Raw genomic sequence first — 22,768 nt, 5'->3', positions numbered from 1 at the left:
GACGGTGATGAGAGACAGGGGCGCCCGTCGCGTGATGGGCTGAGAAGCACCCTTTGAACCTGAACCAGATAATGCTGGCGGAGGGAGTCGCTCGGGGTCTCGGCGTGCTCTTGTCGTTGTCCCCTTCGCGTCTCGCCCCGCCCGAAAGGGGCGATATGCAAGATAAAACCACTCCCGGCGCGCTGCTGACGGCCATGCGGACAAACCCTCCACTGGTGCTATGCATCACCAACTTGGTCGCGACGGCGTTTGCCGAAACGGAGGTCGGCGAATTCGCCGCAATCTCCGGTGCGTTGTCTATCGGCTGGATCAGAAAGGCACGCCCATGATCCGAAACGTCCTCTCCATCGCCGGCTCCGACCCCTCCGGCGGCGCCGGCATTCAAGCCGACCTGAAGACATTTTCGGCACGCGGCATCTACGGCATGGCGGCGCTGACCGCGTTGACGGCCCAGAACACGCAAGGCGTTTCCGGCGTTCACCCCGTTCCTCCGCAGTTCGTCGCCGATCAGATCAAGGCGATCTTTGCCGATATACGCGTCGATGCCGTCAAGATCGGCATGATTGCCAATGCGGCAATCGCCGAAGCCGTTGCCGATGCGCTCGCTCCCCATCGAGGCGTGCCGATCGTGCTGGACCCCGTCATGATCGCCAAGGGCGGTGCAGCGCTGCTTGCCGCGGATGCTGTCGACGTCCTGACCAACCAGCTTCTTCCCCTGGCCACGCTGCTGACGCCCAATCTGCCGGAAGCGGCGGCGCTTCTGCACGAACCCGTTGCCGAAAATCGCGAGACGATGGCGCGGCAGGCAGAAAGCTTAGCAAAGCTCGGCCCGCTGGCCGTTCTGGTCAAGGGCGGGCATCTTGCCGGCAATGAAAGCCCTGATGTTCTCGCAAGCCCGGAGGGGCTGACCTGGTTCGAAGCCGGTCGCATGCCAACCAAGAATACGCATGGAACCGGCTGCACGCTGTCCAGCGCCTTGGCGGCGGAGATTGCAAAGGGTTCGACACTGACGGAAGCTGTTGCCACCGCCAAGCATTATCTTGCGGGCGCGGTTGCGGCGGCCCAAACGCTCACCGTCGGCACCGGTCATGGGCCGGTCCAGCACTTCTACGAGCTTTGGCCATAAAGCTGAACGGCGACATATGTCGACTAACAGGCGAACATACGTCCTTTGCCACGCAGTTGACGCAAGTTTTAAGTGCGATATAATTAAAAATCACCACCATTAAAAGAGTGAACACATGATCAAGTTCTTATTGATGATGAGTGTCCTCGCTTTTGGAATTGCTGGTTTTGTCGTCGTTGACGAGAACCGAGCAATGGCCGCTGGTCCCTGCAATTCATCAGCTCAAAACTGCCCCTGAGAGATAGACCTCGGACGCTTGGCGATGAACGATTTGATCTACGCGGGCGCCATTGCAGCCGGAGCGGTGACGCTGCTGATCGAGGCATCTCGGAATTTCAACTCGCAAACCGGCGACCATCCATTCTCGCTGCACCCGATTCTCAAAGAAGTCGAGGTGAGGAACCTCTGCACGACCGGCGAGATTATCGCTGGTTTCACCTTCTATGCTGGCTTGTACCTTATCGTCTACGCCGTGGTCTTGGGGTCGGCAGAGGTGTATGACCTGTTATTGAGCGCGAGCAAGGCCAGAAGCGAAATCGGTGCAACCGACAACGTCCTGTTGCCCGCAAGTGACCCGTCGGTACTGTCTGCGACGAGCTACGGCAAACCCATCTTCGTTTCTGCCCTCTTAATTTCATTCCTGTCGATTGGTGCTGTCAAACCCATCGAAGCGACGATGAGAAGTCTTGCTCATCGGATGGCCGGCATCCCCCGGGGCGTCTACAGGGTCATAGAGAGTCTACGCAGCGTGGACTATGAGGAGTTCCTAAGAGATCAACCGGGATTGTTGGTCACAAGTTTTCGCGACGCGACTGAATCAATCAAGAATAGTATCGGTTTAGGCAGGAAAATAGCGGAGATCGAGTCATCGTTGGCCACAATTGACTATCTCTCAGTCGCTACAAACGCGAATAATCGAATGCTATACTTCCCGCTATATCAAATGTCTGAGCTGGAAGCACTGTCGAACAAGCTCGACGGGCAGCTCACCGCCTTGCATGACCTCATAGCTGCTTTACAAAAGAAGCTTCAATCCGGCAGCGAAGACGGAGCCGCAAAGCCCGATATACATGAAATATGGGACGCGCTTTCGAATCTCCAGCGCGAAGCGGCGATCGCGCGATCGAATACGATGGCAGTGTTCGCCGTCTTATTTGTGCGCAATAACCGGTCAGTCTTCAGCCAAAGCGGCTTGCTCCGCAGGCGCCCTCCGAAACTCGGTCAGAAGTCTCAAAGGAAAGAAGAAACAAGACCTCTGAGCCCGATGGAAAAAACCATAAAGCGAATCCAGGAAAAATATAACGCCGAACAAAACTCGTTCGCGATCAGCATGATGGTTGGCTTGGTCCTTGGCGCGATCGCGACTTTTCTCATTTACAACCAGTGGCGTGACTGGAAAGTGCAAAGTGATCCAGGCGTGTATAGCGAACAAACACGCGTCTTAGAGAACGAAATTGCTAATCAAGTGAGAGCAAACAATAATGCAAGCGCGAACAATGATAAATTAAATACAAAGGATACCATCGCCCAGCCTGTTTGTTCTCCAGCTGACGCCGACTGCAAGACGAAGGAAGCCATTCACCGATATAATCTTTCCCAACGGCCCATTTTTATCGAAACGACAGCCTGGGATACTCTTCATTCGGGACTTCTGGTTCTCTTGAGCGTTTTCTTTGTGCTCGTCGCGCGCGAGGTACGCATCGAGCAACAATCATGGCGAACGGACTGGAAATTCTATCAATTTCCGTTCCTGACGCTGCTTGGCATGTCCTTACTGTCGGGGCTTATCGCAGTTTTTGCGTCGGCTGCGGTCAACTTTGCTAAGTTGGCATGGGCCGTAAATTTTCATCTGACACAAACGCAAATCATTTTTTTATTCGAACAATCGGGAGAGTTTTTTGCCCTCCATTTTGGGGCCGGGTTGATCCTCTCATTCGCGGCCCTCGTTATTATGGATAAGCACAGACATCTCAGTGTTTTTTGGACAGTATTAATCAGTATTATTTTCTCTGCAGTATATGCGGGATATATGTGGCTTGCGATTTTCCTGACCTATGGATCTGCACTTCCCTCAGCACCAAAAGCCGCTTTGTTCTCTCAACAAACGAGAGACACGTTTATTTTTTGCTTCGTTCCATTTCTATTTCTTCTGACATTTGCCGTTATGCTTGAGATTACGGAGGCTGGAGACGACGACGCGAAATAGAAACTGAACTAAGGGGGCGATCAATGAATACTGCACTGCTCAGTTCGCTTTTTGCGTGTTTTACCTTTATTGCGGGAGGGGTCGCGGAAGCCGAGCCTCCCCAGCAACCGCCAGTCACGACATGCAACGAGAAGACGCAGCTTTGCATCGGGGTCCGAAGCGATGCCCGGCCCTTTTCCTATAGGTCCAGCCTGCCCGGCGAGAAGGCATCCGATGCGGCACGCGGTCCGTTGGAACGAGCCGGTTATACGGGCTACATGGTGCGAATATGTGATGCCGCCCTCGCCGAGATGATACTGGACGCAAAGCCAGGCGAATTGACCTTCAATGACATCGGCATCTACGACATTGACGAGGCGCGTGAAAAAGAAGCTTCAGCAGGTGCGACCACCGTTGCAGGCAAAGACGCCACCACGAGCAACACTATTTCCCCGATAAACGATTCGCGTTTCCTCGACCTTGGCGTCAAGTTTGACATACTTTGCGATCCGGCAACGATCACCAATGAACGGCGCAACGGCTTCATAGTTTCTGCGCCGCTCTTTTTAACCGGGATAAGCTACATCACACGCAAGGGGGAGGATCCGCCGGATAAAATCTGTTCCTACCCCAAAAAGCCACTAATCGGTCTTGTAGGTGGGACGACAGCTCAGAATGAGGGAATCAACGCGCTTCTGATTGCGCATGAGCTTCCCAAATTCGAAGACGCGCTAATCGATTACTTGCGCGGCGATCCGCTGAATCCGGATTCAAAGCCTTTGTGCGGAGAAGGTACTGAAAACAGGGTCAAGTCCTATAGCGGGTATACAGCCGCGGCAAACGCATTCTGCCATGATGATTTTCACTATTTCGTGGGTGATCTCGAAATCATTACCGAAAACGTCAAGATGATCCCGGGATGCGCATATGACAACGGCACGAGGACTTATACTAACGATCGCTACGCAGTCTTCGGGAAGGCTAGGCCCGAGAATGACAATAGGGGTACCGCGCGTCAGTTGCTGGTCGCCAGTTTTTTTGAGTTTCTTTCACAAAAGGTCGTGTTCAACCCCTCCATCCTCGACAAGGCTTTCGGTGATACGTTCCAAGGCGCAACTCCCAGCCACAAGCTCGACGTATTTTACTGGAGTGTCCGCGGGGAGCGCGAATAAGACGCCCGTCACCACGACAAGATCCCTATCGCCAGTGGGATGACTCGTGTGAGGTCCAAGTCATTATCAATATCGGTCGATCCGGAGGAAAACGTCCGGCTCTACGTCCGCATTTCACTGGTGCGCTTTATTGCTTCAATTCTCGCTCGAACGCTTCGATCTGCCGGAGCACCCATGGATCATCGGCGGAATAGTGAACGGTCTCCTGCTCCGCCCGCTTCCGGCATCGCTCCGAGAGCCAGTCAATCAAAGCGAGAAGCAGCCGCATGCGAGTTATCCGTGCTGTCCAGGGACTTGAGAGGCCCGGCCACCTGCCTCGTGAGCTGTCAGCAGCCGAGCCTCGATCAACCGCAAGGCGTTGCGGCGATTGTTTATTTGCCTTCCGCTAAATGAATGTTAGCTGAACAAATATACAGCTTATAAGAGAATATTTATATTCGTCATGGAGATCGCTGAGGTCATATTGCTCCTCTCGGTCTAGCGTCTGGTTTCAAGCGTGATACCTTCCAGATCTGGTCTTATGGGCATGTTGTTCTAGGCTCTGGGCTGCGCCGGCTCTTCTTGAGATCGATGAACGTGTGCCAGAGGACGGTGGCAAGAATGATGGCGCCGCCGACGAAGGTGGCAAGCGGCGGTTTTTCGGAAAAAAACAGCCAGACCCAGAATGGCGTGAGCACAATCTCCATCGTCCCGATAAGAGCGGCGTCCGCGGGCGGCATGCGCTTCGCGCCGGCGAGAAACAGGACGAGCGCAAAGGAGAAATTGGTTGCTCCAAAGGCGGCAAGCACCAGCCAGTTGTGTAGATCGAGCGAACCGACCGAGCTGAACGGCGCAAAGATGACGAGTGTCAGGAAGGCACCGATGATAGTCGGCGGCAGGCTCGGTACACTGCGGTCGATGCGCGGAATGATGATGACCAGGGCGAATGAGGCCGTCATCCCGAGCGCTAGGAGATCGCCGAGACCGGTGCCGCCGCCGATCGAGGAGGCAACGATGATCGCCACGCCGAGCAGGCAGACGCCGCCTGCAATCAGCGTTCTCCGCGGCACCCGCTCCTTCAAGATCGCCCAGCCGAGGAAGGCGGCGATGAAGGGCGCCGTGGCATAGATCATGGTCACATTCGCGACGGTGGTCATATAAAGCGCGCCGATGAAGCAGGCCTGGCTGAAGGTTTGGCAGGCGATCATCGCAAGCCCCGACGGGTGAAAGACCGAGCTCCATTGGCGGCGCGAGAATCCGCCTTCAAGAAAGAAGCTCGGGATCAGCAGGAACAATCCGCCGAACAGGGACCGCCAGGCGATCGCCGTCCAGAGATCCGTCGTCAGCAGCCGCGCATAGACGCCGCTGGCGCTCCAAGCGAGCGTTGCCGCAACGACGAGGGCGACGCCCTTTTCGTACTCATTGGCAGAGAATGATCTGGCGGGGGCCTGAATGGTCATGTGCGGTATCTCGGAAGCGAAGCACCTGAACGGATCGCCCCTGTGTGCGCCGATATTTGACATCAGACAAACGAATAGTAGAGATATATGCCATCGGAAATTTTTGTGGCTTGCCCATGCGCGAACCCATCGAAAGCGATTTGCTCCGGACGTTTCTCATCATCACCGAGACGTCGAATTTTTCCGTTGCCGCACAGCGCATTGGCCGCACGCAATCGGCCGTCAGCGCCCAAATCAAGCGTCTCGAAGAAATTGTCGGCGAGGCGCTATTCGAAAGAAGCGCACGTGGGGTCGTGCTGACCCGGCCGGGAAATCAGTTGCTGCCCTACGCCCGACGGATCGTCGACCTGTTGAACGAGGCCGCTGCGACGATCCGCACCAAGCCGTTGAATGGACCTGTGCGGATCGGAATTCCAGAAGAATATAGCCAAACCGTCCTGCCCGCGGCGCTTGCCGCCTTCGCTGTCCGGCATCCAGCCGTCGAAGTGACCGTTTCCTGCGACTACACCGCTCGAAATCTCAGCGCGCTGGAGAAGGACGAACTCGATATCGCTGTGGTCTTCGACTGGAGCAATCAGACCACCGGCGAGGTGCTCTGCATCGATCCGACAGTCTGGGTAACATCGTTGGTGCACCGCTTGCATGACGCGACGCCGCTGCCTGTTGCGACATACCGGAACTCGACCTGGGCGCGCGACTTTGCCCTGCGTTCCCTGGAGCAGCAGGCGCGGCCCTATCGCATCGCCTTCGTTGCCGATACCAGTTCCGGCCTGAAAAACGCCGTCTCCGCAGGCCTCGCCGTCACGACGCTATCCCGCAGTAACATTCCGCATGGCTGCCGGGAGCTGACGAGCGACGACGGCTTTCCGCCGGTCGATTCCTCGCGCGTCGTGCTTCGCCGCAATCCCTATCATTCCAGCGAGGCGATCCAGGAGCTCGCGGAAATGGTGCGTGAAGCCTTCCAGCCTATGTCGGCTCTGCTGCAGCCGTAGAGCGCCCGCGCAGGCGCCGCCGCGTGCCGGAGGGACTTTCCGAAAAACTGGCGCGATAGCTTCGGGAAAATGCCGAAGCCGAGTTGAAGCCGGTTGCCGCGGCAATCTCAGCGAAAGAATCCTTGGTCTCGATCACCTTGCGGCGCGCAGCATTGAGCCGAAGGGCGAGATAATGCACATGCGGAGGCGCGCCGATGCTTTCCTGAAAGAGCGCCTGGAGATGGCGAGCGCTGAGGCCGATGCGCCGCGCCAGGCGCGTCAGGACCAGCGGTTGCTCGATGTTTTCCTCCATCAGACGAATGGCCTGTGCAACGCGCGGGTCGCGCATCCGCAAGCCGGCGGTCGAGGGCGAAAGCTCAGCCGCGCTCCGCGTATTGGCCGGCTCGTAGATAAAAAGCCTGCTGACTTCGAGCGCAAGCGAATAGCCCTGCCGCCGCCGGATGATCTCCAGCATCAGGTCGACGGTCGGCAGCGAGCCGGCGGTGGTGATGCGCTTGCCGTCGATCACGAAACGATCCTTGACGGCACGGACCTGCGGATAGGCTAGCGCGAAATCGTCGAAATCCTCCCAATGAACAGCCGCCGAAACATCGTCGAGAAGGCTTGCCTCGGCGAGCAGCCAACTGCCGGATTCGATGCCCGCCATCATCGAACGGTAGCGCGCCGTCTGCGACAACTGCATCTTCAGCGCCTGCGTCGCGCTGCGCCGCCAATTGTAGCTCGCCAGCACGAAGAGCGGAGTGGTGTCGCTTGTGGGGCGGAAGCCGCCCGACGCAGGAACCGGGATATGGCTCGTCGTTTCGACGGGCGCGCCATCAAGTGTAAACAAGCGCCAGCGATAGATCTCGGCTCCGGAGATACGATTGGCCCCACGCAACGGTTCGATCACCGAAGCAATCAGGATCAGGTTCGTTTCCGGAAGCACCAGCAGATCGATGTCGAGTGGTGTGTTGGACGAAGTCAGCACGGGCATTCCCTGATATTTCCGGTAATGTATCGTTCTCTTCCGAAAATGCAAAGCATGGGAACGTCGCATGCCTCGTAATGGGCTCAATACGAGGGAGAACAAAAATGCCTCTTGCGATGAACCGCGATGTCTTCATCACCTGCGCCGTCACCGGCGCCGGCGACACGGTTTCCAAATCCAGCCATGTTCCGATCACTCCCAAGCAGATCGCGGAATCCGCGATCGATGCCGCCAAGGCTGGTGCCGCCGTCGTCCACTGCCATGTCCGCGACCCCGAGACCGGCGCCGCGAGCCGCCGCAACGATCTCTACAGGGAAGTGACGGATCGCATCCGCTCTGCGGATGTCGATGTGGTGCTCAACCTGACCGCCGGCATGGGCGGCGACCTGATCTTCGGCGATGTTGAAAGCCCCCTGCCCCTTAACGCCCGCGGTACTGACATGGCAGGCGCCTCCGAGCGCGTCAGCCACGTCGCCGAATGCCTGCCGGAAATCTGCACGCTCGATTGCGGCACGATGAACTTCAGTCTCGGCGACTATGTCATGACCAACACGCCCTCCATGCTGCGGGCGATGGCAAAGAAGATGACGGATCTCGGCGTGCGTCCCGAGATCGAAGCTTTCGATACCGGTCATCTCTGGTTTGCCAAGCAGCTTGCCGAGGAGGGTCTTATTGAGGACCCGGTCCTCATCCAGCTTTGCATGGGCATCCCCTGGGGGGCGCCCGATGACCTCAACACCTTTATGGCGATGGTCAATAACGTTCCCGAAAGCTGGACCTTCTCGGCCTTTTCGATCGGCCGTAACGCCATGGCCTATCCGGCGGCGGCGATCCTTGCCGGCGGCAACGTTCGCGTTGGGCTCGAGGACAATCTCTATGCCGGAAAGGGCATGCTCGCGACCAATGCGCAGCTCGTCGAAAAGGCGGTGCAGGCGGTCGAAGGCATGGGCGCGCGCATCATCGGCCCCGAGGATGTCCGCAAGAAGCTAAAACTGACGAAGCGCTGAGGCCACCATGACCAGGATCAACAAGGCAGCCTGCATCGGCGGCGGCGTCATCGGCGGCGGATGGATTGCCCGCTTTCTGCTGGCGGGTATCGATGTCGATGTCTTCGACCCGCATCCGGAAGCGACCCGCATCGTCGGCGAAGTTCTGGCGAACGCGGAAAAAGCCTATGCGATGCTGACCGGTGCGCCGCTTCCACCGCGCGGCAAGCTCACTTTCAGGGACACGCTTGAAGCGGCCGTCGGCGATGCCGACTGGATCCAGGAAAGCGTGCCCGAGCGGCTCGACCTCAAACGTAAAGTCCTGACGCAGATCGATGCGGTAGCAAGGCCCGATGCCCTGATTGGCTCATCCACTTCGGGGCTGCTGCCAACCGATCTGCAACGCGATATGCGTCATCCGGAACGCCTCTTCGTCGCCCATCCCTATAACCCCGTCTATCTGCTGCCGCTCGTCGAAATCGTCGGCGGTGAAAAGACTTCGATGGAAACGATCAAGGCCGCCATGGCCCGGCTGCCGCCAATCGGCATGAAGGGCGTGCACATTGCCAAGGAGATCGAAGCTTTCGTCGGCGACCGTCTGCTGGAAGCCCTGTGGCGCGAGGCGCTTTGGCTGATCAAGGACGATATCTGCACGGTAGAGACGCTGGATGACGTCATCCGCTATTCCTTCGGCCTGCGCTGGGCGCAGATGGGTCTGTTCCAGACCTACCGCATTGCCGGCGGCGAAGCGGGTATGCGGCACTTCCTGGCGCAGTTCGGCCCGGCCCTGCAATGGAACTGGACGAAGCTTATGGATGTCGTCGATCTCGACGACGCCCTTGTCGAAAAGATCGGCCAGCAGTCGGACGAACAGGCGGCAGGCCTGTCGATCCGCGAGCTGGAGCGCATTCGCGACGAAAATCTCGTCGGCATCCTGCAGACGCTGAAGGGCGGCCATGGCGGCAAGGGCTGGGGCGCCGGCAAGCTGCTTAAGGAATTCGAGCACGGCCTCTGGGCCTCCGCCGGCGGCGACAAAAAGCTGGCGGATCTCGCGCAGCCTCTGCGTCTGATCGAAACCAAAGTCAGCCCGGCATGGGTGGACTACAACGGCCATATGACGGAACACCGCTATCTGCAGGTCTTCGGCGACACGTCTGACGCGTTGCTGCGTCTGATCGGCGTCGATCTCGATTATGTCGAGCGCGGTCACAGCTACTATACAGTGGAGACTCATATTCGCCATCTTGGCGAAGCCAAGCTCGGCCAAGCTATCCATTCCACCTGCCAACTTCTGTCCGCCGACGAGAAGCGACTGCACGTGTTCCATACGATCTACGACACGATAACCGGCGAAGCGATCGCCACCGCCGAACAGATGCTGCTGCATGTCGACGCCAAGGCCGGCAAAGCCGCTCCCGCACCGGAGGAGGTGCTGAGCAAAATAAGGCCGATTGCCGAGGCCCACGCAAAACTGCCTGTGCCTGAAGGCGTCGGGCGTCATGTCGGACAAAAGCGTTAGGAGGGGAGCGATCATGAATTTCGGGCTCAACGAAGAGCAGGAGATGATCGTCCAGACGGTCCGCGACTTCGTGGAGACGGAGATTTATCCGCATGAAAACGAGGTCGAGCGTACCGGCCTCGTGCCGCCTGAGCTTGGGGACGAGATCCGGCGCAAATGCATCGAGCTCGGCTTCTATGCCTGCAATTTCCCCGAGAAAATCGGTGGCGCCGGGCTTGATCACGTCACCTTCACCCTTGTCGAGCGCGAGCTGGGTCGGGGCTCGATGGGGCTCACCGTCTTTTTCGGCCGTCCTTCCGGCATTCTGATGGCCTGCGAGGGCGAGCAGCGCGAACGCTATCTTCTGCCGGCCGTGCGTGGCGAGAAGATTGACGCGCTCGCCATCACCGAACCCGACGCCGGCTCCGACATGCGCGGCATGAAATGCGCAGCCCGGCAGGATGGCGACGATTTCGTTCTGAACGGCACCAAACATTTCATCTCGCACGCAGACATCGCCGATTTCGTCATCGTCTTTGCCGCAACCGGCGAAGAGGAAACGCCGAGGGGCGTGAAGAAGAAGATCACCGCTTTCCTGGTCGATCGCGGCACGCCGGGGTTCGAGATCCTCAAGGGCTACGATTCAGTTTCCCATCGCGGCTATCACAACGTGATACTGAGCTTCACGGATTGCCGTCTGCCTAAATCCCAAGTGCTGGGTGGGGTACATCGCGGCTTCGATATTGCCAATGAGTGGCTTTACGGAACGCGTCTGACGGTCGCCGCGAGCTGTGTCGGGCGGGCCCGGCGCGTTTTCGATCTGGCGCTGCCCTATGCGGCGGAGCGGAAACAGTTCGGCAAACCGATAGGCGCCAATCAGGGCGTGTCGTTCAAGCTTGCCGACATGATCACGGAGATCGACGCCGCCGACCTGCTGACACTATCCGCCGCGTGGAAACTGGATGCCGGCATCCCGGCCAATCGCGAGATTGCGTCCGCCAAGCTCTACGCCTCCGAAATGCTTGCCCGCGTCACCGACGAGGCGATCCAGATTTTCGGCGGCATGGGCTTGATGGACGACCTGCCGCTTGCCCGTTTCTGGCGCGATGCGCGCGTCGAACGCATCTGGGACGGAACCTCGGAAATTCAGCGTCACATCATCAGCCGCGATCTGCTGCGGCCATTCGGAGCGTGATCGGATGACGCAACGCCCGCTCGATCGCCTGATCAGACCGCAAACGATCGCCGTCTTCGGCGGCCGTGAGGCGCGCCGGGTCATCGAACAATGCGATCGCATGGGTTTTGCCGGGGACATCTGGCCGGTGCATCCGACGCTCGATAACGTACTTGGGCGCCGCTGTTATCGATCGGTGGAAGACCTGCCCGCCGCACCGGATGCCGCCTTCGTCGGTGTTAACCGGATGCTGACTATCGATATCGTGCGCGCGCTTTCAGCCAGAGGCGCCGGCGGCGCCGTCTGCTACGCCTCCGGCTTCAGCGAAGCCGTCGCCGAACTGGCCGATGGTGCCACTTTGCAGGAGGCCTTGGTCGATGCGGCCGGCGACATGCCGATCGTCGGGCCGAATTGTTATGGCGTGATCAACGGTCTCGATGGCGCCCTGCTCTGGCCCGATCAGCACGGAATGGTGCGTGTCGAACGCGGTGTTGCCATTCTCACCCAATCCTCGAACATCGCCATCAATCTCTCCATGCAAAGGCGTGGCCTCCCCATCAGCTATCTGATGACGGCAGGCAACCAGGCGCAGATCGGATTGTGCGATCTCGCCCTCGCCGTCCTGGAAGATCCTCGCGTTACGGCGATCGGCCTGCATATCGAGGGGTTCGGCAACGTCCAGACCCTTCAAAAACTTGCCGTGCGTGCGAGGGAATTGCGCAAACCCGTCATCGCTCTGAAGGTCGGCAAATCCGAACAGGCGCAGCGCGCCGCCGTTTCGCATACGGCATCCCTGGCCGGCAGCGATGCGGTTGCCGATGCGGTTCTCGCTCGCCTCGGCATCGGCCGGGTCGCGACCCTGCCGGAACTCGTCGAAACGCTGAAACTGCTGCACGTGACTGGCCCACTGCAAAGCAATGCGATCTCTTCGATGAGCTGTTCCGGCGGGGAGGCCTCGCTAATGGCCGATGCTGCGACCGGCCGGGCGGTGGATTTTCGCGCTCTGAAACCGGAGCAATTGCCGGCCTTGCGGCACAGCCTCGGCGAGATGGTGACGCTCTCCAATCCTCTCGACTACCACACCTTCGTTTGGGGCGATCTTTCACGCCAGTCGGAGGCCTTCACCGCCATGTTCGAAGGCGACTACGCGCTCAATCTGATCGTCCTCGATTTTCCGCGCGACGATCGTTGCGATGCAGCGGACTGGATGACGACGGTTGCCGCCGTTGCTGCTGCGGCAAAACGCACTGGCGCCCGCGCTGGCATCCTGGCGACGCTGCCGGAAAACATGCCGGAAACGATTGCTTTGCAGCTAATGCGGGATGGCATAGTGCCTCTCTGCGGCATTAGCGAAGCCATCACGGCGGCGGAAGTGGCAAGCCGGATCGGAATGGCCTGGCGTGCTCAATCCCCGCTACCGCTGCTCGATATTCCCGTGATCGCAGGCGAGATCGAAACCTTGAGCGAGGCGGCGGCCAAAGCGGAGTTGTCCGCCGCCGGTCTCGCCATTCCCTTAGGCGAAACGGCATCCAATCCGAGCGAGGCCGCAGAACAGGCGCGCCGTATCGGCTTTCCTGTTGCCCTGAAGGCGTTGGGCGTCGAACACAAGTCCGAGGTCGGAGCCGTCGCACTCAACCTCTGGGATGTGGAGGCGGTGCAAAGAGCGGCGCAGCGGATGGTTCCGATCGCCTCCGGATACCTCGTCGAACGGATGGTCGAGCGCCCCGTCGCCGAGTTGATCGTCGGCGCCGTGCGCGATCCCGTCGTCGGATTGGCATTGACGATCGGCGCGGGTGGAATCCTAGTGGAATTGCTTGAAGACTCCGTTATTTTAGCCCTTCCCGTGACGAAGACAGACGTGTTGGACGCCATATCGCGGCTGAAGGTCAGGAAGTTGATCGAAGGCTATCGTGGCGGGGCGAAGAGCAGTCTCGATGCAGTTGCCGACGCCGTCTTATCAGCGGCAGAATATGTCGTAAAAAACGCCGCACGACTGGAAGAACTGGACATTAATCCATTGATGGTTCTGCCTGAAAATCGTGGCGTCATTGCCGCGGATGCCCTCATCCGGCGAAGGAGGTAGCGGAAGTTGCACAGCCCCATTGGCACAAGGCGCGACAACGGTATCTTGGAGGTCATCATCGACCGACCGAAGGCGAACGCCATCGACCTTGGGACAAGCCGCGAGATGGGGCTGATCTTCCGCGATTTCCGTGACGACCCCGATCTGCGCGTGGCGATCATTTCCGGTGCCGGCGAGAAGTTCTTTTCGGCCGGCTGGGATTTGAAGGCGGCTGCCGCCGGCGATGCGGTCGACGGCGACTATGGCGTCGGCGGTTTCGGGGGTCTGCAGGAGCTTCGCGATCTCAACAAGCCGGTGATTTGCGCCGTCAATGGCATCTGTTGCGGCGGCGGCCTGGAGATTGCCCTTTCCACCGATCTGATCATCGCCGCCGAACACGCGACCTTCGCCCTTCCGGAAATCCGCTCGGGGACCGTCGCAGATGCTGCATCGATCAAATTACCGAAGCGCATTCCCTATCATATCGCCATGGACATGCTCCTGACCGGCCGCTGGCTTGACGTTGCCGAGGCTCATCGTTGGGGCTTCGTCAATGAGATCGTCGCTGCGGATCAATTGATGAGCCGAGCCTGGGAACTTGCCCGGCTTCTCGAAAGCGGCCCGCCGCTCGTCTACGCAGCCATCAAGGAAATTGTCCGCGAAGCGGAGGGAACGACGTTTCAGACTGCCATGAACAAGATCACCAAACGGCAATTTGCGACCGTCGATGCCCTCTATTCGAGCGAGGATCAGTTGGAAGGCGCAAGGGCATTCGCGGAGAAGCGAAGCCCAATCTGGAAAGGAAAGTGAGAAGGCGGCGACAACCGCATTATTTTCCCGCATGATCGCGGGCAATCGAGCTTCCGGCGGAGAGGAAACCGCATCCGAAGCTTTGCCCGAAAGTTCTATCAACGCATCAAGAAGAAGGAACAGGGGAATGAAAGATTACACAAAACACTTGGCAAGCCGTGTGACCTCCGGCGGTCTCAGCCGTCGCGAATTCATGGGGCGCGCCATGGCGGCCGGTATGACATTGGCACTTGCCGATCAGCTTTTCACCGAAAGCGCGATGGCAGCCGAACCAAAACGCGGTGGCCATCTGAAACTCGGCCTCGAAGGCGGTGCCGCAACCGATTCCAAGGACCCGGCAAAATTCCTGTCACAGTTCATGTTCTGCGTCGGCCGTTGCTGGGGCGACATGCTAGTGGAATCTCACCCCCTGACCGGTGCCGCCGTGCCGGCACTTGCCGAATCCTGGGAGCCGTCGAAGGACGCTGCCACATGGACCTTCAAGATCCGCAAGGGCGTCAAGTTCCACAATGGCAAGGAGCTAACCATCGACGACGTCGTCGCCACCCTCAAGCGCCACACCGACAGCAAGTCGGAATCAGGCGCGCTCGGCGTCATGAAATCGATCAAGGAGATCAAGGCCGACGGCGACAATCTCGTCCTGACGCTGACCGAAGGCAACGCCGACATGCCGTTGCTGCTCTCCGACTACCATCTCGTCATCCAGCCGAATGGCGGTAATGACGATCCCCTCGCTTCGATCGGCACCGGTCCTTACAAGCTCGTCAGTTTCGAGCCCGGCGTGCGCGCGACGTTCGAGAAGAACAAGGACGATTGGCGTACTGATCGCGGTTATGTCGACTCGATCGAAATCATCGGCATGAACGATGCGACGGCACGTATCGCCGCGCTGTCGTCCGGTCAGGTGCACTACATCAATCGCGTCGATCCAAAGACCGTGGACCTGTTGAAGCGCGCGCCCAATGTCGAAATCCTGTCGACCGCCGGCCGCGGGCATTACGTGTTTATCATGCATTGCACCACAGCGCCCTTCGACAATAACGACCTTCGCCTGGCGCTGAAATATGCCATGGACCGCGAAACCATGGTGAAGAAGATCCTCGGCGGTTACGGCAAGGTCGGCAACGACTTCCCGATCAATAGCACCTACGCCCTCTTCCCCGAAGGCATCGAGCAGCGTACCTACGATCCCGATAAGGCAGCCTTCCACTACAAGAAGTCCGGCCACAGCGGCTCCGTGCTGCTGCGCACCTCGGAAGTCGCCTTCCCGGGCGCTGTCGACGCCGCGGTCCTCTATCAGGAAAGCTGCAAGAAGGCCGGCATCAACATCGAGGTTAAGCGCGAGCCGGGCGACGGCTACTGGACCAACGTCTGGAACGTCCAGCCCTTCTCCACCTCCTATTGGGGCGGCCGCCCGACGCAGGATCAGATGTATTCCACTGCCTATCTCTCGACGGCGGACTGGAACGACACCCGCTTCAAGCGTCCGGACTTCGACAAGCTTCTCCTGGAAGCCCGCTCCGAACTCGACGAAGCCAAGCGCAAGGAGCTTTATCGCAGCATGGCGATGATGGTCCGCGACGAGGGCGGCGTCATTCTGCCGATGTTCAACGACTTCGTGAACGCCTCCACCAAGCAGGTGAAGGGCTATGTCCACGACATCGGCAACGATATGTCGAACGGCTACGTCGCGACCCGCGTCTGGTTGGAGACCTGATGCCCGAAGCAGGGCGGAAACGCCCTTATCTCTAACGGAACCGGGATCGCGGAAAACCTTCGCGGTCCTCCAGACGTTTCAGCGCGAGGCATCAGTCATGTCCAATCTACAACCCAGCACAGTGCTGCCCGGATTGCGGTTCAAGCAGCGCTTCCCGCTGCTTTCCCTCATCATCGAGCGTTTCCTGCTCAGCCTCGTGCTGCTTTTCGCGGTCTCGGTCCTGATCTTCGGCGGCCTCGAAGCCTTGCCGGGCGATTTCGCGACCACCTATCTCGGCCAGTCGGCAACGCCGCAGGCCGTCGCCAATATCCGCACCGAACTCGGCCTCAATCGGCCGGTGACCACCCGCTACGTCGAATGGCTCGGCAACGCCGTGCAGGGCGATTTCGGTACATCCTGGGCCAGCAAGAACTCCGTCAGCGAACAAATCGGCAAACGTCTCGGCAATTCGCTTTTCCTTGCCGCCTTTGCCGCAGTGATCTCCGTGCCGCTTGCCGTCGGGCTCGGCATGCTGGCCGTGCATTTCCGAAACCGTTTGCCCGACAAGATCATCAACGTGATCTCACTGGCGGCGATTTCATTGCCGGAATTTTTCATCGGTTATCTGCTCATTCTGTTTTTCGCCGTGAAATTCGGGGTCGCGACCTTTCCGGCGACCGTCTATGACGGTATGGGCTTTGTCGACCGATTGAAGGCCATCGCGCTGCCGACGGCAACGCTGGTGCTCGTCGTCCTCGCCCACATGATGCGCATGACACGGGCCGCGATCCTCTCGGTGATGTCGTCCGCCTACATGGAAACCGCGGAATTGAAGGGTCTCAGCGCCTTCCGCGCGATCGTCAAACATGCTGCCCCCAATGCGCTGGCGCCGATCATCAACGTCGTGGCGCTGAACCTTGCCTATCTCATCGTCGGTGTCGTGGTGGTGGAAGTCGTCTTCGTCTATCCCGGCATGGGCCAGTACATGGTCGATGCCGTCACCGTGCGCGACATGCCGGTGGTCCAGGCCTGCGGCCTGATCTTCGCCGCCGTCTACATCCTGCTCAACATGGTTGCCGATACCCTGGCGATCGTCGCCAACCCGCGCCTGAGGCATCCACGATGAGATTGAGAGACATCCCCATCACTGCCTGGGTCGGCATCATCGGCATTCTGCTGGCTTTCATCTGCGCGATCTTTGCCCCCCTGATCGCGCCCTATGGCGAAACCGAAGTCGTCGGCAACGTCTGGCAGCCAGCCGACGCGCAGTATTTCTTCGGCCTTGACAATCTCGGCCGCGATATCCTTTCGCGGCTTATCTACGGCGCCCGCACCACGCTGTTCGTGGCGCTGGCCGCGACGATCATTTCGTTTTCGCTCGGCATCATCCTCAGCTTCACCGCCGCTGTCTCGCGCGGATTGATCGACACGGTCTTCTCGCGTTTCAACGATCTGATGATGTCCATCCCGACCTTGATCTTCGCGCTGGTGGTGCTCGCCGTGCTACCGCAGAATCTCGCCGTGCTCATCCTCGTCATGGCGATCCTCGATTCCACGCGCGTCTATCGCCTCGGCCGCGCCGTCGCGCTGGACGTCGCGGTCATGGAGTTCGTGGAAGCCGCCAAACTGCGCGGCGAAGGCAAGGTCTGGATCATCTTCCGTGAAATCCTGCCGAACACGCTCTCGCCATTGCTGGCGGAGTTCGGCCTGCGTTTTGCCTTTTCGATCCTGTTCCTGTCGACGCTGTCATTCCTCGGGCTCGGCATACAGCCGCCGTCGGCCGATTGGGGCGGCATGGTCAAGGACAATAAGGACGGCATCATCTTCGGCATTTCCGCCGCTCTCGTGCCGGGCTCCGCGATTGCGGCGCTCGCAGTCTGTGTCAATCTGGTGGTCGACTGGCTCTTGAAGCGCACCTCCAGCCTCAAGGGAGGACGTGGCGATGCCTGAGCTTCTTTCCGTTCGCGATCTCAAGATCGAGGCGACCAGCTATCCGCCCGGCGAGCCGCCGAAGCGGGTCACGATCGTCGACGGCGTCTCCTTCGACCTAAAAAAGGGCAAGGTGCTCGGCCTCATCGGCGAGTCCGGCGCCGGCAAATCCACCATCGGCCTCTCGGCGCTCGCCTATGGCCGCGGCGGCGCGGAGATCACCGGCGGCACGGTGCTGCTCGACGGCGTCGATATTCTTCCGCTCGGAAAATCGGGCATTCGCAGGATTCGCGGGGCACGCGTCTGCTACGTCGCGCAATCGGCTGCGGCTGCCTTCAATCCGGCCCACAAGCTCGGCGAACAGGTGATCGAAGCCTCCGTCAAGCATGGCTTGATGACGAAGGACGAGGCGAAGAAGCGCGCGCTTTACCTCTTTCGCGTCCTCGGCCTGCCCAGCCCGGAGACCTTCGGCGATCGTTTTCCGCACCAGGTTTCCGGCGGCCAGCTTCAACGCGCAATGACCGCGATGGCGCTCTGCTCCAACCCCGAGCTGATCGTCTTCGACGAGCCGACGACCGCACTCGACGTGACGACGCAGATCGACGTTCTGGCGGCGATCAAGCACGCCATCGAGGAGACCCATACGGCAGCCCTTTACATCACCCATGACCTTGCCGTCGTCGCGCAGATCTCCGACGACATCATGGTATTGCGGCACGGCAAAAAGGTGGAATACGGGCCCGTGCAGCAGATCATCGAGGCGCCGCGGGAAGACTATACCCGCGCGCTCGTCAACGTTCGCCAGACCGCACGCGAGGAGGCGGTCGATCAATCCGACACGCTTTTGAAAGTCGAACACGTCAGCGCGCAATATTCGAACGGTTTCAAGGTGCTGCACGATGTTTCTCTACATGTACCAAAAGGTCAGACGCTTGCCATTGTCGGTGAATCCGGCTCTGGTAAATCGACGCTTGCCCGTGTCATCACCGGACTGCTGCCGCCAAGCGACGGCGGGATTTCTTTCGATAAGAAGCCGCTGACTCCAGCCCTCAGAAACCGCTCACGCAACGAGCTGCGGCGCATTCAACTGATCTACCAGATGGCCGATACGGCCATGAATCCCCGCCAGACGGTGCGCGACATCATCGGCCGTCCCCTCACCTTCTATTATGGCCTGCGGGGCGCGGCAAAGACGGCGCGGGTGAAAGAGCTGCTCGAAGAGATCGAGATGGGCAATGGTTTCATCGACCGTTATCCGGCCGAGCTTTCCGGAGGCCAGAAACAGCGTGTCGCGATTGCGCGTGCCCTGGCGGCCAAGCCGGAACTCATCCTCTGCGACGAGCCCACCTCGGCGCTCGATCCGCTTGTTGCCGAAGGCATCCTGAAACTGCTGATGCGGCTGCAAGAGGAATCCCAGCTTTCCTACATCTTCATCACCCACGATATCGCCATCGTGCGTGCCATCGCCGATAGTGTCGCGGTCATGCATCGCGGCAAGCTCGTGCGCTTCGGGCCGAAATCGAAGGTGCTTTCGCCGCCTTTCGACGACTATACGGATCTGCTGTTGAAATCGGTGCCCGAAATGGAGATCGGTTGGCTGGAGCGTGTCCTGACGACGAGAAAGATGGAAAGCGCGGGAAATTGATAGCATGACGTTCGCTCCCCATGGCTTTAAAATCATCGCGCCAGCAATATCGGCCAGCAATATCGGAATGAGCCCGTCATGACCGACCGCAGCTTTACCACGATCGAAAACCATTGGATCACGCTGAAGGACGGAACGCGTCTTGCGGCGCGCATCTGGATGCCGGACGGTGCGGAAAGCGATCCGGTGCCGGCCGTGTTCGAATTCCTGCCTTACCGCAAACGCGATGGAACGAGCCCCCGCGATGAATCGACTTACCCGGTGTTTGCCGCAGCCGGCATCGCCGGTGTTCGCGTCGATATTCGCGGCTCCGGCGAATCCGATGGCGTTATCGACGGCGAATATACGGAGCTCGAACTCGCCAATGCCTGCGAACTGATCGCCTGGATCGCAGCACAACCCTGGTCGAACGGCTCCGTCGGCATGATGGGCATTTCCTGGGGCGGGTTTAACAGCTTGCAGGTCGCGGCGCTGCGCCCGCCCGCGCTCAAGGCAGTGATATCGATCGCCTCCACGGTCGACCGCTATAATGACGATATCCACTACAAGAATGGCTGCCATCTCTCGGCGCAGCTCTCCTGGGCTGCGACCATGCTCGGTTATCAGTCCCGCTCTCCCGACCCGGAGATCGTCGGCGATCGCTGGCGGGATATGTGGCTGCAACGCCTGGAGAATGAGCCCTTTTTCATGGAGGAATGGCTCCAGCATCAGCGCCGCGACGATTTCTGGCGGCACGGCTCGATCTGCGAGAATTTCGCCGATGTCGAAATCCCCGCCCTTGTCATTGCCGGTTGGGCGGATGGCTATCGCAACACGCCGCTGATGGCCGTCGAAGGTCTCGGCGATAGGGCGAAAGCGCTGATCGGTCCGTGGGTTCATAAATATCCGCATTTTGCCTGGCCGAAACCCCGCGCCGATTTCCACGGCGAGGCGATCGCCTGGTGGAACCGCTGGCTGCGCGGCGACAAAAATGGTGTAGAGGGCATGCCGCAGGTGCGCGCCTATATTCTCGATGCTGTGAGGCCTGCGCCGCGTCGCGATTTCGATCCCGGCTTCTGGATCGCCAAGCAGGATTGGCAAAAGCCGGAAATGCAATGCTTCTATGTCGAGCAGTTCGGCACGCTGATGGAAGGCATGCCGATCCCGCATGCGCCAGAGCATGCCGTCTATCTGCGCTCGCCCCTCGATACGGGAACGACTTCCGGCGAATATTTCACGCTGAAACCGGATGCCGAAATGGCGCTCGACCAGCGCCTCGACGATGCCGGCTCGCTGACTTTCCAAACCACGCCGCTGGCCGTCGATCATGACTATCTCGGCCGTCCGGTCGTCACCCTCTCCCTACGCTGCGATGCCGAAACGGCCAATCTTTGCGCCAGGCTTATCGATCTCCACCCGGATGGCACAGCGACACGCGTCTCTTTCGGCGTGCTCAATCTTGCTCATCGAGAGGGCAATGCCGAACCGCAGCCCCTGAAGAAGGGCGAACGCACCACCATCAGGCTAACGCTGGATGCCTGCGGTTATCGCTTCCGCAAAGGCCACCGCATCGCTCTTTCGCTCTCCACCGCATACTGGCCAATGATCCTGCCGCCGCCGGAAAATCCGGGTCTGACGATCGACATCGCCTCCATTGGTTTCGGCCTGCCAAAGCTCGGCGAACATGAAGCCATCGACATCAAGCAGCCGGACAATCCCGATCCGCTGCCGAAATATATCGAACATGCCCCGGCCTCAACGAAGCGTCAGGTCGTGCGCGATCTCTCCGCCAACAAGACCCTCTATGAAATCCGGGAGGATACCGGCCTCTTCGAACATCCGGGCACAGGTCTTTCGACGCGCCAGCTCCGCGAAGAGGTCTGGTCTATCGCGCCGGACGATCCGCTGTCGATGAGTGGAACCTCGATCTGGACATGCGACATGCGGCGGCCGGGATGGTATGTCCGCACGGTGGCGACGGCGACGATTTCTTGCACGGCAGCCGAATGGATCATCCGTGCGTCCGTCATCGCCTTTGAAGGCAATACGCAAATTTTCGAAAAAATTTTCGAGGAAAAGCGAATTCCGCGCGATCTGATGTGATCAGTTCGATCCCGCAAAACGGCTCACTGCCTCGCATATGGCGCGAAAACCGGCGCTCGCGCCATCGCTCATGTGCCGGGCACGCAGCCAGGCATGCACCATCTGCGGCTCCTCGCGAAACCAGACCTCGACACCCGCCGCGGCAAGCCTTGCCGCATAATTGCGGCCATCGTCCCGCAACGGATCAAAATGCGCGACCGTTATAAAAGCCGGTGGAAGGCCGGCGAACGACGATGAGGCAAGAGGCTCGGCGACCGGATCGCCGGCGGGTGCCTGCAACACGCTGCGATAATAGCCGACGTCGGTGGTCGTCAGCCCCGGCGCATTCGCCATCTCCTCGTAGGAGCCGGAAACAAGATCCCCGCCGAGCGCCGGATAGATCAATATCTGCCCGACAATGCCGGAGAGCCGCTCACCCTTAGCCCGAACGGCGAGCCCCGCCGCCAGATTACCGCCGGCGCTATCGCCGATCAGCAGGACGGTCTTTCCTTCGGCAAGCAACTGCTTGAGAACAACAAAACAATCGTCCGTCTGCGCCGGCCAGCGATGCTCTGGCGCCAGACGATAATCGACCGACACCAACTCGGCCCCGACATAGTCGGCGATCTCAGCACAGATCGCATGATGGCTCTCGAGCGAACCGACCACGAAGCCGCCGCCGTGAAGGTAGAGCAGGCAGATCGAGGTCCGGATCGTTGCCGGCTGATAATGCCTGACCGGAATTCTGCCCGCCACGACTTCATCCCGTGTGTGCATGCCGTCGGGCAGCGGGCGGTCGAAACGGCTGCAAAGTGCGTCATACCATTGGCGCTGCTGCTCTATGGAGGCCGTCACCGCATCAGGCGGATAGAAGGAATCGCAGATCTCCATGAATTGCAGAATGCCCGCCTCGGTCGGTCGGGGTTGCGGGGAAGAATCCATGGAATATCCTCAAGATAAGGCTCGTCCCGCAACGATAACATCACCGGCGGCTAAATGGTATGTCCAGGCACGGCCTGCAACGCT

The 22,768-nt window shown here is 59.5% G+C and carries 18 protein-coding genes and 1 riboswitch; of the genes, 15 read left to right on the top strand and 3 right to left on the bottom strand.

Going from position 1 to position 22,768, the window contains the following annotated elements:
• Window positions 1-6: 6 nt before the first annotated feature.
• A riboswitch (TPP riboswitch) is annotated at window positions 7-103 on the top strand.
• A gap of 52 nt (window positions 104-155) precedes the next feature.
• From N2601_RS22260 to N2601_RS22245, 4 genes are all read left to right on the top strand, one after another.
• A complete protein-coding gene (locus N2601_RS22260; RefSeq protein WP_445945028.1) occupies window positions 156-329 on the top strand; it encodes a hypothetical protein in 174 nt (57 codons plus the stop codon).
• The gene (gene thiD / locus N2601_RS22255; RefSeq protein WP_104826496.1) at window positions 326-1,126 is read left to right on the top strand and encodes a bifunctional hydroxymethylpyrimidine kinase/phosphomethylpyrimidine kinase; all 801 of its coding nucleotides are present in this window, start codon (window positions 326-328) and stop codon (window positions 1,124-1,126) included. The genes N2601_RS22260 and thiD overlap by 4 nt, the downstream gene beginning before the upstream one ends.
• A 262-nt stretch (window positions 1,127-1,388) precedes the next feature.
• Complete coding sequence (locus N2601_RS22250) at window positions 1,389-3,332, top strand: hypothetical protein (RefSeq protein WP_104826495.1); 1,944 nt, start codon at window positions 1,389-1,391, stop codon at window positions 3,330-3,332.
• Between the two features lie 23 nt (window positions 3,333-3,355).
• Complete coding sequence (locus N2601_RS22245; RefSeq protein WP_104826494.1) at window positions 3,356-4,483, top strand: transporter substrate-binding domain-containing protein; 1,128 nt, start codon at window positions 3,356-3,358, stop codon at window positions 4,481-4,483.
• 518 nt (window positions 4,484-5,001) lie between these two features.
• Here the strand turns inward: N2601_RS22245 and N2601_RS22240 are convergent.
• Window positions 5,002-5,922 (bottom strand): DMT family transporter, encoded by a 921-nt coding sequence (locus N2601_RS22240; protein WP_104826493.1) that lies wholly within the window; start codon window positions 5,920-5,922, stop codon window positions 5,002-5,004.
• Window positions 5,923-6,038: 116 nt separating this feature from the next.
• Between N2601_RS22240 and N2601_RS22235 the strand changes: the two genes are divergently transcribed.
• Complete coding sequence (locus tag N2601_RS22235; protein ID WP_104826492.1) at window positions 6,039-6,914, top strand: LysR substrate-binding domain-containing protein; 876 nt, start codon at window positions 6,039-6,041, stop codon at window positions 6,912-6,914.
• On the opposite strand, the gene N2601_RS22230 is transcribed toward N2601_RS22235, so the two are convergent.
• Complete coding sequence (locus N2601_RS22230; RefSeq protein ID WP_260304939.1) at window positions 6,889-7,887, bottom strand: GlxA family transcriptional regulator; 999 nt, start codon at window positions 7,885-7,887, stop codon at window positions 6,889-6,891. The two genes, N2601_RS22235 and N2601_RS22230, sit on opposite strands and share 26 nt — an antisense overlap.
• A gap of 98 nt (window positions 7,888-7,985) precedes the next feature.
• Between N2601_RS22230 and N2601_RS22225 the strand changes: the two genes are divergently transcribed.
• The 10 genes from N2601_RS22225 to N2601_RS22180 all read left to right on the top strand — a co-directional run bounded on the left by N2601_RS22225 (window position 7,986) and on the right by N2601_RS22180 (window position 21,763).
• Entirely contained in the window at window positions 7,986-8,888 is a 903-nt protein-coding gene (locus tag N2601_RS22225) for a 3-keto-5-aminohexanoate cleavage protein (protein ID WP_104826490.1), read from the top strand.
• A 7-nt stretch (window positions 8,889-8,895) separates the two neighbouring features.
• Window positions 8,896-10,386: a carnitine 3-dehydrogenase gene (locus N2601_RS22220; RefSeq protein WP_260304938.1), complete on the top strand. Its 1,491-nt coding sequence runs from the start codon at window positions 8,896-8,898 to the stop codon at window positions 10,384-10,386.
• A 13-nt stretch (window positions 10,387-10,399) separates the two neighbouring features.
• Window positions 10,400-11,560, top strand: a complete 1,161-nt coding sequence (locus tag N2601_RS22215; RefSeq protein WP_104826488.1) for an acyl-CoA dehydrogenase family protein — start codon at window positions 10,400-10,402, stop codon at window positions 11,558-11,560.
• Between the two features lie 4 nt (window positions 11,561-11,564).
• A complete protein-coding gene (locus tag N2601_RS22210) occupies window positions 11,565-13,622 on the top strand; it encodes an acetate--CoA ligase family protein (protein ID WP_104826487.1) in 2,058 nt (685 codons plus the stop codon).
• A 6-nt stretch (window positions 13,623-13,628) separates the two neighbouring features.
• A complete protein-coding gene (locus N2601_RS22205; RefSeq protein ID WP_260304937.1) occupies window positions 13,629-14,411 on the top strand; it encodes a carnitinyl-CoA dehydratase in 783 nt (260 codons plus the stop codon).
• A 127-nt stretch (window positions 14,412-14,538) separates the two neighbouring features.
• The gene (locus N2601_RS22200) at window positions 14,539-16,128 is read left to right on the top strand and encodes an ABC transporter substrate-binding protein (RefSeq protein ID WP_260304936.1); all 1,590 of its coding nucleotides are present in this window, start codon (window positions 14,539-14,541) and stop codon (window positions 16,126-16,128) included.
• Window positions 16,129-16,225: 97 nt separating this feature from the next.
• Window positions 16,226-17,233, top strand: coding sequence for an ABC transporter permease (locus N2601_RS22195; RefSeq protein WP_260304935.1), 1,008 nt, complete (start codon window positions 16,226-16,228; stop codon window positions 17,231-17,233).
• Entirely contained in the window at window positions 17,230-18,057 is an 828-nt protein-coding gene (locus N2601_RS22190; RefSeq protein ID WP_260304934.1) for an ABC transporter permease, read from the top strand. Before N2601_RS22195 ends, N2601_RS22190 begins: the two co-directional genes overlap by 4 nt.
• Window positions 18,050-19,681, top strand: coding sequence for an ABC transporter ATP-binding protein (locus N2601_RS22185; protein ID WP_260304933.1), 1,632 nt, complete (start codon window positions 18,050-18,052; stop codon window positions 19,679-19,681). Before N2601_RS22190 ends, N2601_RS22185 begins: the two co-directional genes overlap by 8 nt.
• A 78-nt stretch (window positions 19,682-19,759) precedes the next feature.
• Window positions 19,760-21,763: a CocE/NonD family hydrolase gene (locus N2601_RS22180; protein WP_260304932.1), complete on the top strand. Its 2,004-nt coding sequence runs from the start codon at window positions 19,760-19,762 to the stop codon at window positions 21,761-21,763.
• On the opposite strand, the gene N2601_RS22175 is transcribed toward N2601_RS22180, so the two are convergent.
• On the bottom strand, window positions 21,764-22,684 hold the full coding sequence (locus N2601_RS22175; RefSeq protein ID WP_260304931.1) for an alpha/beta hydrolase: 921 nt from the start codon (window positions 22,682-22,684) through the stop codon (window positions 21,764-21,766). It abuts the gene before it with no gap.
• Window positions 22,685-22,768: the final 84 nt, after the last annotated feature.

The organism is Rhizobium sp. CB3060, assembly GCF_025200735.1.
Lineage (GTDB): Bacteria > Pseudomonadota > Alphaproteobacteria > Rhizobiales > Rhizobiaceae > Rhizobium.
Note: the sequence above shows the minus strand (reverse complement) of the source record. Positions and strands in the feature narration are given on the sequence as shown.